The organism is Phyllobacterium myrsinacearum (assembly GCF_014138285.1).
Taxonomy (GTDB): Bacteria; Pseudomonadota; Alphaproteobacteria; order Rhizobiales; family Rhizobiaceae; genus Phyllobacterium; species Phyllobacterium myrsinacearum_A.
Genome location: NZ_JACGXN010000012.1, coordinates 98,006 through 112,184 on the forward strand (window position 1 = coordinate 98,006; position 14,179 = coordinate 112,184).

Annotated in this window: 14 protein-coding genes and 1 tRNA gene; 6 read left to right on the forward strand and 9 right to left on the reverse strand. The window is 56.8% G+C overall.

What is annotated here, in order from left to right:
- Positions 1 to 210 precede the first annotated feature (210 nt).
- The 3 genes from cpdR (at position 211) to FHW16_RS23945 (ending at position 1,398) form a co-directional block, all read left to right on the forward strand.
- Complete coding sequence (gene cpdR / locus FHW16_RS23935) at positions 211 to 573, forward strand: cell cycle two-component system response regulator CpdR (protein ID WP_091878276.1); 363 nt, start codon at positions 211 to 213, stop codon at positions 571 to 573.
- Positions 574 to 675: 102 nt separating this feature from the next.
- A tRNA-Val gene (locus FHW16_RS23940) sits at positions 676 to 750 on the forward strand.
- Positions 751 to 918: 168 nt separating this feature from the next.
- Positions 919 to 1,398, forward strand: coding sequence for a MaoC family dehydratase (locus tag FHW16_RS23945; protein ID WP_182551804.1), 480 nt, complete (start codon positions 919 to 921; stop codon positions 1,396 to 1,398).
- Positions 1,399 to 1,406: 8 nt separating this feature from the next.
- Here the strand turns inward: FHW16_RS23945 and FHW16_RS23950 are convergent, their stop codons facing one another.
- From FHW16_RS23950 to FHW16_RS23970, 5 genes are all read right to left on the reverse strand, one after another.
- Positions 1,407 to 2,585, reverse strand: coding sequence for an alpha/beta hydrolase (locus FHW16_RS23950; protein ID WP_182551805.1), 1,179 nt, complete (start codon positions 2,583 to 2,585; stop codon positions 1,407 to 1,409).
- Between the two features lie 350 nt (positions 2,586 to 2,935).
- Positions 2,936 to 3,493: a sarcosine oxidase subunit gamma gene (locus FHW16_RS23955; RefSeq protein ID WP_182551806.1), complete on the reverse strand. Its 558-nt coding sequence runs from the start codon at positions 3,491 to 3,493 to the stop codon at positions 2,936 to 2,938.
- Positions 3,486 to 6,491 carry a sarcosine oxidase subunit alpha gene (locus tag FHW16_RS23960; RefSeq protein WP_182551807.1) on the reverse strand — a complete coding sequence of 1,002 codons (3,006 nt, stop codon included), beginning with the start codon at positions 6,489 to 6,491 and terminating at the stop codon, positions 3,486 to 3,488. Before FHW16_RS23960 ends, FHW16_RS23955 begins: the two co-directional genes overlap by 8 nt.
- Positions 6,492 to 6,495: 4 nt before the next feature.
- Complete coding sequence (locus FHW16_RS23965; RefSeq protein ID WP_182551808.1) at positions 6,496 to 6,867, reverse strand: sarcosine oxidase subunit delta; 372 nt, start codon at positions 6,865 to 6,867, stop codon at positions 6,496 to 6,498.
- A gap of 26 nt (positions 6,868 to 6,893) precedes the next feature.
- Positions 6,894 to 8,147 (reverse strand): sarcosine oxidase subunit beta, encoded by a 1,254-nt coding sequence (locus FHW16_RS23970; RefSeq protein WP_182551809.1) that lies wholly within the window; start codon positions 8,145 to 8,147, stop codon positions 6,894 to 6,896.
- A gap of 409 nt (positions 8,148 to 8,556) precedes the next feature.
- Here FHW16_RS23970 and rpsU point away from each other — a divergent pair, with 409 nt between their 5' ends.
- From rpsU to FHW16_RS23985, 3 genes are all read left to right on the forward strand, one after another.
- Positions 8,557 to 8,808, forward strand: a complete 252-nt coding sequence (gene rpsU, locus FHW16_RS23975; protein ID WP_099997993.1) for a 30S ribosomal protein S21 — start codon at positions 8,557 to 8,559, stop codon at positions 8,806 to 8,808.
- Positions 8,809 to 8,922: 114 nt separating this feature from the next.
- On the forward strand, positions 8,923 to 9,768 hold the full coding sequence (locus FHW16_RS23980) for a tetratricopeptide repeat protein (RefSeq protein ID WP_246711933.1): 846 nt from the start codon (positions 8,923 to 8,925) through the stop codon (positions 9,766 to 9,768).
- A 228-nt stretch (positions 9,769 to 9,996) separates the two neighbouring features.
- The gene (locus tag FHW16_RS23985; RefSeq protein WP_182551811.1) at positions 9,997 to 10,386 is read left to right on the forward strand and encodes a DUF3592 domain-containing protein; all 390 of its coding nucleotides are present in this window, start codon (positions 9,997 to 9,999) and stop codon (positions 10,384 to 10,386) included.
- Between the two features lie 52 nt (positions 10,387 to 10,438).
- Here the strand turns inward: FHW16_RS23985 and FHW16_RS23990 are convergent, their stop codons facing one another.
- The 4 genes from FHW16_RS23990 to FHW16_RS24005 all read right to left on the reverse strand — a co-directional run bounded on the left by FHW16_RS23990 (position 10,439) and on the right by FHW16_RS24005 (position 14,144).
- Complete coding sequence (locus tag FHW16_RS23990; protein ID WP_182551812.1) at positions 10,439 to 11,839, reverse strand: NAD(P)(+) transhydrogenase (Re/Si-specific) subunit beta; 1,401 nt, start codon at positions 11,837 to 11,839, stop codon at positions 10,439 to 10,441.
- A gap of 10 nt (positions 11,840 to 11,849) precedes the next feature.
- Positions 11,850 to 12,260, reverse strand: coding sequence for an NAD(P) transhydrogenase subunit alpha (locus FHW16_RS23995; protein WP_182551813.1), 411 nt, complete (start codon positions 12,258 to 12,260; stop codon positions 11,850 to 11,852).
- Positions 12,260 to 13,597: a Re/Si-specific NAD(P)(+) transhydrogenase subunit alpha gene (locus FHW16_RS24000; protein WP_182551814.1), complete on the reverse strand. Its 1,338-nt coding sequence runs from the start codon at positions 13,595 to 13,597 to the stop codon at positions 12,260 to 12,262. Before FHW16_RS24000 ends, FHW16_RS23995 begins: the two co-directional genes overlap by 1 nt.
- Before the next feature lie 325 nt (positions 13,598 to 13,922).
- Positions 13,923 to 14,144, reverse strand: a complete 222-nt coding sequence (locus FHW16_RS24005) for an aa3-type cytochrome c oxidase subunit IV (RefSeq protein WP_182551815.1) — start codon at positions 14,142 to 14,144, stop codon at positions 13,923 to 13,925.
- Positions 14,145 to 14,179: the final 35 nt, after the last annotated feature.

Genomic DNA, 14,179 nt, shown 5'->3' on the forward strand with positions numbered 1-14,179 from the left:
TGATCTGCCGTCAAAGGGAAGGAACTTTTATGGTGCGATCCCCCGATCTGAATTCTTCAGCGCCGTAACAGCGATCTTCCTCGACTTTTCCGGGGTTCCCCCTTATTTTCAGCAAATCATTCACGCGATCTTTACCAAAAAAGCGTCTTGTTAACAGTGATGGGACGCCTGTCTGGGGATGATCAGGCGATAGACAATTCGGACGGACTGATGAAGAGAATCCTTCTAGCAGAAGATGACAATGATATGCGGCGCTTCCTTGTGAAGGCGCTGGAGAAGGCAGGATACCACGTCACGCCTTTCGACAATGGCGCAAGTGCCTATGACAGATTGCGTGAGGAGCCGTTTTCACTGCTGCTCACGGACATTGTCATGCCGGAGATGGACGGCATCGAACTGGCGCGCCGTGCATCGGAAATTGACCCGGATCTGAAGATCATGTTCATCACCGGCTTCGCTGCCGTGGCGCTGAACTCCGATTCGAAAGCTCCGAAGGATGCGAAAGTGCTTTCCAAGCCTTTCCACCTGCGTGATCTTGTCAATGAAATTGAAAAAATGCTGGTAGCGGCCTGATCAAAGGCCCTATCCACCCGCTCCGGTGAAGAAAGCCTGACAACTTCTTCCAACACCTATTGACGGACTGAAATCAATATGGTGTATGCGCCCCTGTCGGATGGGCGTGTAGCTCAGCGGGAGAGCACTACGTTGACATCGTAGGGGTCACAGGTTCAATCCCTGTCACGCCCACCATCCGAACCTCCACCCTGTAAAACAGATGTTTTAAATTCCGCGTATCATGCTTGTGCAATGGCGGCTGTTTCTATGTCCGGTGGTGTAAGGGATGACTTTTGCCGCATAAGAGGCTATCGACTGCCAGATCGATGATCTGACCCCAAATTTTCGGAAAGCCCAGAAATCATGAAAGAACCGATCACGCTCAAGCAGTTGAAGGCTGGCATTGGTACAGAGATGGGCTGTTCGGAATGGCGTGTGGTCAGCCAGGACATGATTAACATGTTTGCCGATGCAACGGATGATCATCAGTTCATCCATACCGATCCGGAACGGGCCAGGGAAACACCGTTTGGCGGCACCATTGCCCACGGCTTCCTGACCATCTCGCTGCTGTCCACACTGGCTTACGAAGCCCTGCCCATGATCGAGGGTGCCACGATGGGCATCAACTACGGCTTCGACAAGGTGCGTTTCATGGCGCCGGTCAAATCAGGCAAACAGGTGCGTGCGCGCTTCAAGCTGATAGATGCGGATATCCGCCCCTCCGGCCGTGTCCTCAACAACTACGAAGTAACGCTGGAGATCGAAGGTTCGATCAAGCCGGCTCTGGTTGCCAACTGGCTGACCATTGCAGTGCTCGAACATCCACCGGAAATGGACTGATAGTCGGCTCAGGCGGCGTTCGGGAGCCTGCCAGCATCGTCCAGCGGCGCGGCGCTGTCATTCAGCACAAGGCCCTGAAAAGCGAACGGTCCCTGCACGAACATGCCCATGTCATAGGCATTGCGTATCTGGGCGCCCTTCAAAAACAGCAGATGCATCTTGAAAAAGTTTTTCCGTGCCCGCGCATAGCGCTTGGCACTGTGAATGTGTTTGAAGCGTATGCGCCGGATCAGGGGTTCATTGCGTGGAATGATCCCGAGTGCTTTCGCAGGATCGGATTTGTAGAAATGCACGATATCGGCAATTGTCTGATACTCGGCCCAGAGAACCGGCGTTTCCTGCAGGACAACCCTGATATCCTCGCGCAGCTGCGTGGCTCTCGGATGAAAGGCGATCATCAACAGGCACGACCCGGTTGCCAGCAGAGAAACAGGCCGCTGCCTGATGAGTTGCGGCGCATTGCGCCAGACATCGGCAAGCGCCTCCACCGCCGGTACCGTTCCGAGGCTATGCCCGATGATGACGACTTCATCCGCATCGCTTTCACGCAGCTTTCGTGCGAGATGTTCGGCAAAAGCCTTGCGCCGCTCCAGCAATGCCGGATTGCGGCTATAGATCCGGTCAGAAGCGGCTGCCCAATCATCCAGGAGATAGGATAGAAAGACCTTTTCCCCCGGCCAGCGGATCAGCAAACGCGCGATGGCGAGGGAAAGAGGAATGGTCCAGATCAGATGATAGGCACTGAAACCGCCAAACAATGGTCCCAGCCCTACGCCCAAAGCGACAAGCGAAATGAAACAGGTCAGCGCAAAGGGCCACATGAAGAAGATGCAGAAGCGCCAGCTGGTCCTGAGATAACGCCCGAATGTGCCCGTGATCAGAATATCGAGAAAGGCCATGAGACCGGTGGCAAAACGCGTGACGACATTGCGCGCCGAATAGGTGTCAAAGACATCGGCCGTGCCGTACTGGCAGAACTCGGTTTCGACGTCCCAGTTCGCGCCCTTTGTCTCCAGCCGCATGGAGGCGATGTTCGGTCCCTCCGGCTGCATGGGGCTTGCCTTCGTCTTCGCATGCCAGAGCGCATTGAAATCAGCCGAAGAGTTCAGATAGCGCCCACGCACGGCATCGGGGTGCAGTCCTTCATAGCCTGTGAAGTTGATGACAAGGCGCTTTTTGACGGCCATGGAACACTCTCGCGACGCGACCGCGCGAATCGGCAGCCATCGGCATCCTCATTATGGCAAAGGACGGCACAATTGTGATCGACGGCTCCGCCCGGAAGCAATCTGCACACTATTATTACGTGAAGCTGTCAAGAACCACCCAATCATGTGGAAAAATTATCACTGCATTTTATGCGTGCGTGGTTCGACAAGCTCACCATGAGGGAGAGTGAGGACTGCAGGGAGTCATGTTCTGCAAGATTGAACGTAGCACTGTGTTTCCGATTAGCCCTACAGCACCACTCTCCCTCATGGTGAGCTTGTCGAACCACGAACCACGCACGATGGTTGAGCCAGTGTAAGTCTTATGATCAGACAGCCACATCCCGGGCCGATTCCTGCAGGAAGCTGTAAGCATAGCCCGAGAACGAGCGCCAGCATTCAACCCGGAATGTATCCTCGCCGGTCCGCAACAGAACGATCTCAATCTTGCCGAGAACCGTGCGCGAAGCCGCTCCAACCGGAAATACGCCCAATGACAGGTCCTGCGGGCATCCGCCGTTCACGACCGCATCAGCGCCCTTGCCGGAGATAATGATCCCGACATTGCGATGGGAGACGTCGACGGCGGAATGCAGCACCTTCACCTTGGCGAGATCGGCCACCAGCGAACTGCCGTCCGCATCGATAATCAGCCATTCGTCCGGGCCGATCCACAGGGCCATACGGTTTCCCTTCGCGGCTGTTGTCTTGGGTTTCAGCGGCAGGGAAAGTCCGAGCGCCTTGGACAACGCCGCCACCGCATCCGGCCGTGCCCGCAGCGAGACGCGGGTAGCATTATCCGCGAGGGTCACCGATACGGAACCAACCCCGGCATAGCCGGTCTGGAGGGGATGTGCGCGTTCCGCTGTTTGTGCAAGGTCAGCCATTCAACCGTTCTCCCTTTTCGTCGAAGAACACCGTTCCGGTCACTTCCACTTCGATCACACCGTTTGGCATCGGCACATAGAGCGTTTCGCCTAGCCGTTTTGTTCCGTCAATCACCAGACCCATCGCGATCGACCGGCCGCAATTCTGCGACCAGTAGGATGAGGTCACATGGCCGATCATTGTCATCGGCACCGGCTGGTTCGGGTTGGCGACGATTTGCGCGCCCTCTTCCAGAACCACATGCGCGTCCTTGGTCTTCAAGCCAACCAGCTGTTTGCGGCCATCGGCCACCAGATCCCGGCGCAGCAAGCCACGAATACCGACGTAATCGGTTTTATTCTTGCCGATAGCCCAGGTCAGGCCCGCATCCTGCGGCGTGACAGTGCCGTCCGTATCCTGACCGACGATGATATATCCCTTCTCGGCGCGCAGCACGTGCATGGCTTCGGTGCCATAGGGCGTCAGACCCAATGGCTTGCCACGCTCATAAATGGCTTCCCAAACCGCCTGACCATAATCGGCAGGCACGTTGATTTCATAGCCCGCTTCACCGGTGAAGGACATGCGGAACAGCCGCGTCGGCACACCGCATATCTTGCCTTCCCGTACGCTCATGTGCGGCATGGCTTCATTGGATAGATCAATACCTTCAACCAGCGGTGCGATGATTTCACGGGCTTTCGGGCCCTGTACCGCAATAACCGCCCACTGCTCGGTGGTTGAGGTCAGCCAGACGTTGAGATGCGGGAATTCCGTCTGCAGATAGTCTTCCATATGGTGCATGACGCGTGGTGCACCGCCTGTCGTGGTCGTCACATGGAACCGGTCCTCGGCCAAGCGGCCAACGACACCATCATCATAGATGAAACCGTCTTCGCGCAGCATGATACCGTAGCGCAGACGGCCGACACCCAGTTTTTCCCATGGATTGGTGTAGAGCAGTTCAAGGAATTTTGCCGCATCAGGCCCAACCAATTCGATCTTGCCAAGTGTCGAGGCGTCGAAGATACCGGCTTGATTGCGCACGGCTACGCATTCACGATTCACCGCCGCATGCATGTCTTCGCCCGCCTGCGGATAGTACCAGGCGCGCTTCCACTGCCCGACATCTTCGAAAGCCGCTCCCTGCGCCGCATGCCAGGCATGCATCGGCGTGCGTCGAGTAGGATCAAACAGGTCATGGCGTGCGTGATTGACGATCGCGCCGAATGTAACCGGTGTAAAAGGGGCGCGGAACGTCGTCAGGCCCACGGCCGGAATCGGCCGGTTGAGCGCTTCTGCGGCAATCGCCAATCCGTGCAGATTGGAGGTCTTGCCCTGATCGGTAGCCATGCCGTTGGTGGTGAAGCGCTTGACGTGCTCGATGGAATGCATGCCTTCACGCACCGCAAGACGGACATCCTTGGCAGTCACATCGTTCTGGAAATCGACGAAAGCCTTGACCGTCGTATCGGCACCGGCACCCGGCGCCGAGCCGATCATGCCGAGTATCCAGTCCGTACCACCGGTTGCCTTGATCGCCTTGGCCTTGCCTTTGAACCCGGCCTCACCGGCAAGCTTGCCGCCAGCAGCAACTGCTTCATCCAACGCCTGCTGCAATCCATCGCTGCCATTGCAGGCACCGACAGAGACGCAATCCTGCGCATAGGTACCGGGCAGGAACCGCTCATTGGCGGCATCCCACGCCACCTTGCCGCGCGACTGCGAAAACAGATGCACGGAGGGCGTCCAGCCAGCAGACATGATCAGCGCATCCACAACAACCTTGCGCTCATTGCCACCCTTGTTCGGGCGAATGCTGATGGAGGACACACGGCGCTTGCCACCGGCCCTGAACACCGCATGGCCGGTCACAACATCGATGCCGAGAGAACGGGCTTCCTCGATAACCGGCGAGGATGGATTGTCACGCGTATCGACAATGACGGGAACATCGACACCGGCACGCTTCAGATCAATGGCCGCCGCATAGGCGGAATCATTGGCAGTGTAGACCCCGACGTTGCGGCCGACTGCAACACCATACTGGTTGAGATAGGTGCGCGCCGCCGAAGCCAGCAAAATGCCGGGACGGTCGTTGTTGGCGAAAACCATGTGCCGCTCGATGGCGCCGGTTGCCAGAATGACCTTCTTGGCACGAACCTGCCAGAGGCGTTCACGCGGCATGTCAGAACCCGGATTGCTCAGATGATCGCTGATCCGCTCGACCAGGCCGACAAAGTTCTGGGCGTAGTAACCGAACGCCGTCGTGCGGGTGAGAACCGTGACGTTTTCCATGGAGCGCAGCGTTGCCAGCGTTTCCGTCGCCCAGTCATAGCCCGGCTTGCCGTCGACAGTGACATCGGTCTCATAACGCAAGGCACCGCCTGCTTCCGGCTGCTCGTCGCAGATGATGACCTTGGCGCCCGTCTGCGCGGCGCTCAGCGCAGCGGCGAGACCAGCAGCACCGGCACCGACCACAAGCACATCGCAATGGGCGAAGCGGTTGGAATAGCGATCCGTATCGGCTTCACCGGGCACAACGCCTAGACCGGCCGCAGCGCGGATCTTTGGCTCGTAAATGGTTTTCCACGCGAACTTCGGCCACATGAACGTCTTGTAGTAGAAACCTGCGGGCAGCATGGGCGAGAACACGTCGTTGACCGCGCCGACATCGAAGGTCAGCGACGGCCAGCGGTTCTGCGACTTGACCATCAGCCCGTCATAGATCTCCTGCACGGTTGCCCGCACATTCGGCTGCTTGCGGGATTTGTCCCGCTCGACATCGACAAGCGCGTTCGGCTCTTCACTGCCGGCTGAAAGAATACCGCGCGGACGATGATACTTGAAGGAGCGGCCGACCAGATGAATACCGTTGGCAAGCAGCGCCGAAGCCAGCGTATCGCCTTCAAGGCCTGTCAGGCTCTGCCCGTCAAAGGTGAAGCGAACGGTTTTCGCCGGGACCAGACGGCCAACGCCAGCAATGCGGTTGCTTCCGGAATGGGATGGGGTGCTCATGGGTTTACAGCTCCGCTTTCTTGGCGCGGGGCGCGCGTTTCTTTGCAGGTTCAGCGGCGGTGGCAGACACGGAAGCGGCTTCCGGATTGAGCAGCGCTTCGACATCCGGGCGCGGCTCGCCCGCCTTGTAGACGGTCAGGAACTTGTCGGAAACTGAATCGCGCACCGCGTTGAAGAAGCGTCCGCAGCCATGGATATGCCGCCAGCGTTCGAACTGGAGCCCCTTTGGGTTCTGGCGGAAATACAGGAAGGCGGCAAAGTCGTCGTCTGACTGTTCCGATATGGCCGGGGAGCGCACGAGATGCGCTTCACCCGCATTGCGGAATTCCAGTTCCGGGCGCTCTTCTTCGCAATAGGGGCATTTGATGAGAAGCATTGTCGTCGTCTCGTTTCTTGAATCTGTCAGTGCGCCACGGCAGCGGCAGCGGCTTCGTCGATCAGGCGTCCGGTGGTGAAACGCTCGAGCGTAAACGGCGCATTGATCCGGTGCGGCTCGTCGCGGGCGATCGTGTGGGCGAACACATTGCCGGAGCCGGGCGTCGCCTTGAACCCGCCGGTTCCCCAGCCGCAATTCACGTAAAGGCCGGGTACCGGCGTCTTGGCCAGAATTGGTGAGCGGTCCGGAGTCACGTCAACAATACCGCCCCAGGACCGCAGCATTTTCAGGCGCGTCAGCACCGGGAACATTTCGCAGATCGCGTCGAGCGTGTGGTTGATGATGTGCAGGCCGCCGGTCTGGGAATAGGAGGTGTACTGGTCCGTTCCGGCACCAATGACCATTTCGCCCTTGTCCGACTGCGAGATATAGGCATGGACGGTGTTTGACATGATCACGCAGGGGATCAGCGGTTTGACCGGCTCGGATACCAGCGCCTGCAGCGGATAGCTTTCCAGCGGCATGCGCACACCGGCCATATTCATGATGACAGAGGTATGGCCAGCGGCCACCACACCGACCTTCTTGGCATTGATCGGACCGCGATTGGTATCGACACCGACAACCGCGCCATTCGCTGCGCGGCGAATACCCGTCACTTCGCAGTTCTGGATGATGTGAACGCCGCGATCGGCAGCCGCGCGGGCATAACCCCAGGCGACAGCATCATGGCGGGCGGTGCCCCCGCGCCGCTGCAAAGCCGCGCCGATGATGGGATAGCGCGCGTCGGCGGACAGATTGATCGGCGGGCAGAATTCCTTGACCTGCTCCGGCGTCAGCCATTCATTGTCGATGCCGTTCAATCGGTTGGCATGGATATGGCGCTTGAAAACCTGAACGTCGTGAATATTGTGCGCCAGCATCATGACGCCACGCGCCGAGTACATGACGTTGTAATTGAGATCCTGGCTCAGACCTTCCCACAATTTGACCGCATGCTCATAAATGCCAGCCGATTCGTCATAGAGATAGTTTGAGCGGATGATCGTGGTGTTGCGGCCGGTATTGCCGCCGCCAAGCCAGCCCTTTTCCAGAACCGCGACATTGGTGATGCCATGTTCCTTGGCCAGATAGTAGGCGGTGGCAAGACCGTGTCCGCCAGCGCCAACGATGATGACGTCATATTCCGACTTGGGTTCGGGCGAGGCCCATTGCTGGTCCCACCCCTTGTGGGCACGCAATGCCTCGCGGGCCAAAGCAAACACTGAATATTTCCGCATCATTCAATCCTTTGCAGAGCGTCCGGTCACGTCAGATGACCTCGGCAGAGCGTTTTGTTCCACGATTTTCGAGAGCAGTATCCTGTTCTGAAATCGACATTGATTTCCAGGCGCAGGATCGCACTTTTATGCATCAGTAACGCATCCGTTCAAAGGTCTTTTGCCATTTTGCGACGGAGATTGGCGTTCCGTGCCGGTTATTCTAAAATTGCGTTCGAGCCTGCTGCTTCCTATTGACAGAATATCCGCCATTTTGGGCGCTCTGCCATGGACATTGGATTGCCTTTCTGATAATGGCCTCGTCAGTTTGCGATGGATGACCGTCGCGAAGTTTGGATGTCTGACCGTATACCAAGGATATGGACCAGAATCCGGGCTCAACGAAATTCTAAGAGATACAGGATAAAACGTGCAGGTACTCGTACGCGAAAATAATGTTGATCAGGCTCTCCGCGTCCTCAAGAAGAAGATGCAGCGCGAAGGCATGTTCCGCGAAATGAAGATGCATGATCACTACGAGAAGCCCTCGATCAAGCGCGCCCGCCAGAAGGCAGAAGCCATCAGCCGCGCTCGCAAGCTTGCCCGCAAGCAGGCACAGCGCGAAGGTCTTCTGCCAATGCCAGCACGCAAGGCACCGGTCCGCGCTTCTGCGGCTCGTTGATCAGCAATTTATCGACGCCTTGATAAAACAACGGGGTGGAGTGACGAACGTCACACCGCCCTTTTTGCGTTTTCGATTGAACGGGGTACCAAGAGTATGACACATTCACTTGAAATGGTTTCGTATCGCGACCCGCAATCGGCATTCAAGGCGTTGCGCATCACCGGACTGGTGGTCGCTTCCGTTCTGACTCTGGCTGTTGCCGGATGCCAGACATCGACCACTGACATGACCGGAATCGACAAGGCTCAAGGCTCTTCCGAGAATATCAGTTCGCTTGACAGCGTGATTCGCAACAATCCGCGTGACCCCGAAGCCTACAACGTGCGTGGATCCGCTTTCGGCCGCGCCGGTCGCAACAGCGATGCGATCAAGGACTTCAACACGGCGTTGCAATTGAACCCGAATTTCTATCAGGCCTATGCGAACCGCGCGCTGGTCTACCGCAACATGGGCAATACCGCCCAGGCGGCGGCAGATTACAGCAAGGCCATCCAGATCAACCCGCAATATGACGCTGCCTATATCGGCCGCGGCAATCTCTACCGCCTCTCCGGGCAATTGGACCGGGCTTTGAGCGATTTCCAGCAGGCGATCCAGCTCAACACGACAGATCCCCGCGCCTATCATAATCGCGGTTTGATCTATCAGGCACGTGGCCAGCACAAGCAGGCGATCGAGGATTTCTCAACGGCGATCTCGCTGCAGCCCGATGCGGCCGAGCCCTATAATGGCCGTGGCATCTCTTATGTTGCACTGGGTGATGACGACAACGCCTTTGACGACTTCAACAACGCCATCAAGCTGGACGGTACGATTGCTGAGGGCTGGGCCAATCAGGCACTGATCTACGAGCATCGGGGTGACAAGGCCCGCGCCGCGAAATCCTACTCCAAGGCAGCCCAACTCGATCCCAAGTACAAGCCTGCTCTTGATGGTCTGGCGCGCACGCGCTCCTGATCTGCCCTCATCTTTTCAATTGGATATTTGAAGAGCCGATTTGCGAACACCGCACAACGTGATTGGTGTTCGCAGACGCCCCGGTAGCGCACTTGAAATGGGCAACAAATCGGAAGTCACCCTGCAGTATTGTCCCTAAATACCAAACATCAATCCAACTCGTGGCATGATGATTTTTGTCATCCCTACGTTTATTATGAAACGCACAGCCAAGGGGGATGATGAGAAATGCCAGATTTACTCAAAGTGTTCATCGTTTGCTGCATAGTTGTCTTCTTCTTTTGGTTCATCAAGGCGTATTACGTTTTCCGATCGAATTACTGGGCGGAGGTTGAGGGCAGGATTTTAAATATCTATCCTGTCACGGGCGGTGATGCTGAAGGATTCGCTGTAACAGTTGAATATAGTTACAATAACATCGCCTTCACCAAAGACGCGCTTGATACCGGGGCTCTTGATATTAGGGATAAGGCCCTAATTGGCCGAAAGATCCTGGTATTAGTAGATCCAGAAACTCCAACAAAATTCGTTATTAAAAATTTGGGGACCGACCTATTTAATGCCAGCGCGATTTACGCCGCAAGAGTTGTCCGAACCATCCGACAAATCCTGAAATGAAAAAGCCCGCCAGTTTGGCGGGCTTTCAGTTTATGTCTCACAGACAATCGGATCAGTGATCCAGCGCCTTGACGATGTTCTCGACCATCTTCTTGGCGTCGGCAAACAGCATCATCGTGTTGTCGCGGAAGAACAGTTCATTCTCCACGCCTGCATAGCCGGAGCCCATGCCGCGCTTGATGAAGAGCACCGTGCCTGCCTTGTCCACATCGAGGATCGGCATGCCGAAGATCGGTGATTTCGGATCGGTCTTCGCCGCCGGATTGGTGACGTCATTGGCGCCGATAACGAAAGCCACATCGGCCTGCGCAAACTCGGAATTGATGTCTTCCAGCTCGAACACTTCGTCATAGGGAACATTGGCTTCAGCCAGAAGCACGTTCATATGACCGGGCATACGGCCAGCGACCGGATGAATGGCGTATTTGACCTCAACGCCTTCAGCCTTCAGCTTATCGGCCATTTCACGCAGGGCGTGCTGGGCCTGCGCCACCGCCATGCCATAACCCGGCACGATGATGACCTTGGACGCGTTCTTCATGATGAAGGCCGCATCGTCGGCAGAACCCTGCTTGACCGGACGCTGTTCAACTTCGCCGGCAGCCGGACCTGATGTCTCCCCGCCGAACCCGCCGAGAATGACCGAGATGAACGAACGGTTCATGCCCTTGCACATGATGTAGGACAGGATGGCACCGGAGGACCCCACCAGCGCGCCGGTGATGATCAGCGCCAGATTACCAAGCGTGAAACCGATACCGGCAGCAGCCCAGCCCGAATAGGAATTGAGCATCGATACCACGACGGGCATGTCTGCACCGCCGATCGGGACAATGATCAAAACACCCAGAGCGAGAGACAGAAGAACGATCAGCCAGAAGACGAAATGGCTTTCGGTCATCACCAGCGCCACAACAAGCGCCACGATGCCGATAGCCAGTGCCGCATTGAGCACATGGCGGCCAGGCAGCATGATCGGCTTGCCCGACATGCGGCCATCGAGCTTCAGGAAGGCGATGATTGATCCGGTGAAGGTGATCGCACCGATGGCGACACCCAGCGACATTTCAACCAGCGCCTGTCCGTGGATCGAACCCACTTCACCAATCCCGAAGGAGTTGGGCGAATAGATTGCAGCTGCGGCCACCATGACGGCGGCAAGACCGACCAGCGAGTGGAAGGCCGCAACCAGCTGCGGCATGGCCGTCATGGCAATGCGCCTGGCCGTATAGGCACCGACGCCGCCGCCAATGGCAAGGCCAATGACGATCAGACCCAGACCGCGGAAACTTGGCTCGGCCAGGGTGAGTGTCGTGATGATCGATATACCCATACCGATCATGCCGTAGAAATTACCCTGACGGCTTGTGGTTGGATGTGACAGGCCGCGCAACGCCAGAATGAACAGGACGCCGGAGACGAGATAAAGAAAAGCTGCGAGATTTACGCTCATTGCTCAGGTCTCACTTTTCTTTTTTCTTGTACATGGCGAGCATGCGGTGGGTCACAAGGAAGCCGCCAAAAATATTGACGCTGGCGAGTACGAGGGCAATGAAACCGAAGCCGGTGGCAAAACCACTGGCCGACAGGCCAACCGCAAGCAGTGCACCCACAACGATAACCGACGAAATTGCGTTGGTCACAGCCATGAGCGGCGTATGCAGGGCCGGTGTTACCGACCAGACCACGTAATAGCCGACGAAAATCGCCAGAACGAAGATGGCAAGACGGAAAACGAAAGGATCAACGGCACCGCCGGTCACGGCGTGAGCCGCTGCACCGGCAGCATCCGGCATATTTTCTGCCGCCTGACGAACCAGGTCTGCGGCCTGATTGAGACTCTCAAGCGCTTTATCGAGTGCGGTATCAGCCATCATGCCTCTCCTTCAGTCTTCTTGGGGGCAGTCACTTTGGGTGCAGCTTTCTTCGGCGCCGCCTTGGCGGCTGCAGCTTTCTTGACAGGTGCCGGTTTGGCTTCTGCCTTGGCTGCGACCTTTGGAGCTTCTGCCTTTACAACTGGTGCCTTGGTTGCCGTCTTTTTGGCAGCAGGCTTTGCCGCCTGAGTTGGCGTGCTTGTTGCAGCGGCCGCAAAATTCGGATGAATGACCTTGCCGTCATGGGTCAGTGCAGTGGCCTTGACCAGTTCATCCTCGAAGTTGAGCTTGATGGCCTTCGTATCCTTGTCGACCAGTGTCTCGACGAAAGCAAAAAGGTTTTTGGCATAAAGCTGTGATGCGGTTGCCGCGATACGGCCGGCGACATTGAGATGGCCGACGATCTTTACACCGTCGACCTCGACGATCTTGCCGGCAACTGCCCCTTCGACGTTACCGCCGCGCTCGACCGCAAGGTCGATAATGACCGAACCCGGGCGCATACGCGCATACATTTCCCGTGTGACGAGCCGCGGCGCGGGCCGTCCCGGAATAAGCGCCGTAGTGATGATGATATCCTGCTTGGCAATGTGCTCCGCAACCAGCGCAGCCTGCTTTGCCTGATATTCCTTCGACATTTCCTTGGCGTAGCCGCCGGCGGTTTCAGCCGCCTTGAATTCCTCGTCCTCGACGGCGAGGAATTTCGCACCAAGCGAGGCGACCTGTTCCTTGACCGCGGGGCGTACATCCGTTGCCGTCACTACGGCACCAAGACGACGCGCGGTGGCGATTGCCTGAAGACCGGCAACGCCGACACCCATGATGAAGACCTTGGCGGCAGGAACCGTACCCGCCGCTGTCATCATCATCGGCAAGGCCCGGTCATATTCTTCCGCAGCATCAACCACCGCCTGATAACCGGCAAGGTTGGCCTGGCTGGACAGCACGTCCATAACCTGTGCACGCGTAATGCGCGGCATGAATTCCATGGTGAAGGCGGTGACACCGGCATCGGCCAGTTCCTTGACGGCAGCATCATTGCCGTAAGGATCAAGCATGGCGATAACGACAGCGCCTTTTTTGTAGGATTTGAGCTCAGTCGAAGATGGGCGCCGAACTTTCAGAACGACATCGGCGTTCTTGATGTCGGCGGTCTTGCCGATCGTCGCGCCCGCAGCTTCAAATTCGCGGTCGGGAATACGGGACAGGACGCCCGCACCACTTTCCACAACGACTGAAAAACCAAGACCGATAAGTTTTTTGACCGTTTCCGCCGAACCGCCAACCCGCGATTCAACAATGTCGGTCTCTTTCGGTATGAACAGTGTCTGAGCCAAGCCCTCACCCCCTAGCATGTTGTCACTATGCAGACAGTGGCCCGAAGACCAGCGCGCCTGCCCCGCCATGACGATTGGCAATCCTAGTGGTCCAATTCCGGCATTTGCAACCCCTTGATACAAACAAAGGGCAAATGTCAGAATTAAAGGACCGCTAGCAAGTATGCGATTTCAGTGGAACTTTGAATTTGACATTCGCATGTGCCGCGTGATGTCAAACGGGTTGCGAATGTCAAATTCGTTCCACTGATGATGGGCCCGCTCATGCAAGCGGATTTCAACAGGATTATCCGCCCGGTTCATGAACAACGCTGATGGGCGTGTTTCAGAGAACGAACCAGGCAGCCACACAAATAAGAATAAACAGAATGGTTGCGGAGAAGAACCCGCCGGCGAAAAAGCCGAATGCCATGGCAGCCACCAGACCTACACAGGTAACCACACCCCATTTGGAGAGCGACAGAAACAGATTGTAGGTCTTTTCGTGCTCGGTGTAATCCATGGGTGCGCCCAGTTCTGCAGGCGCTGTATCGTGATGTTCAGCCATCTTCAAACCTCTTAAAGTCTAAGTCCTATTGGCAA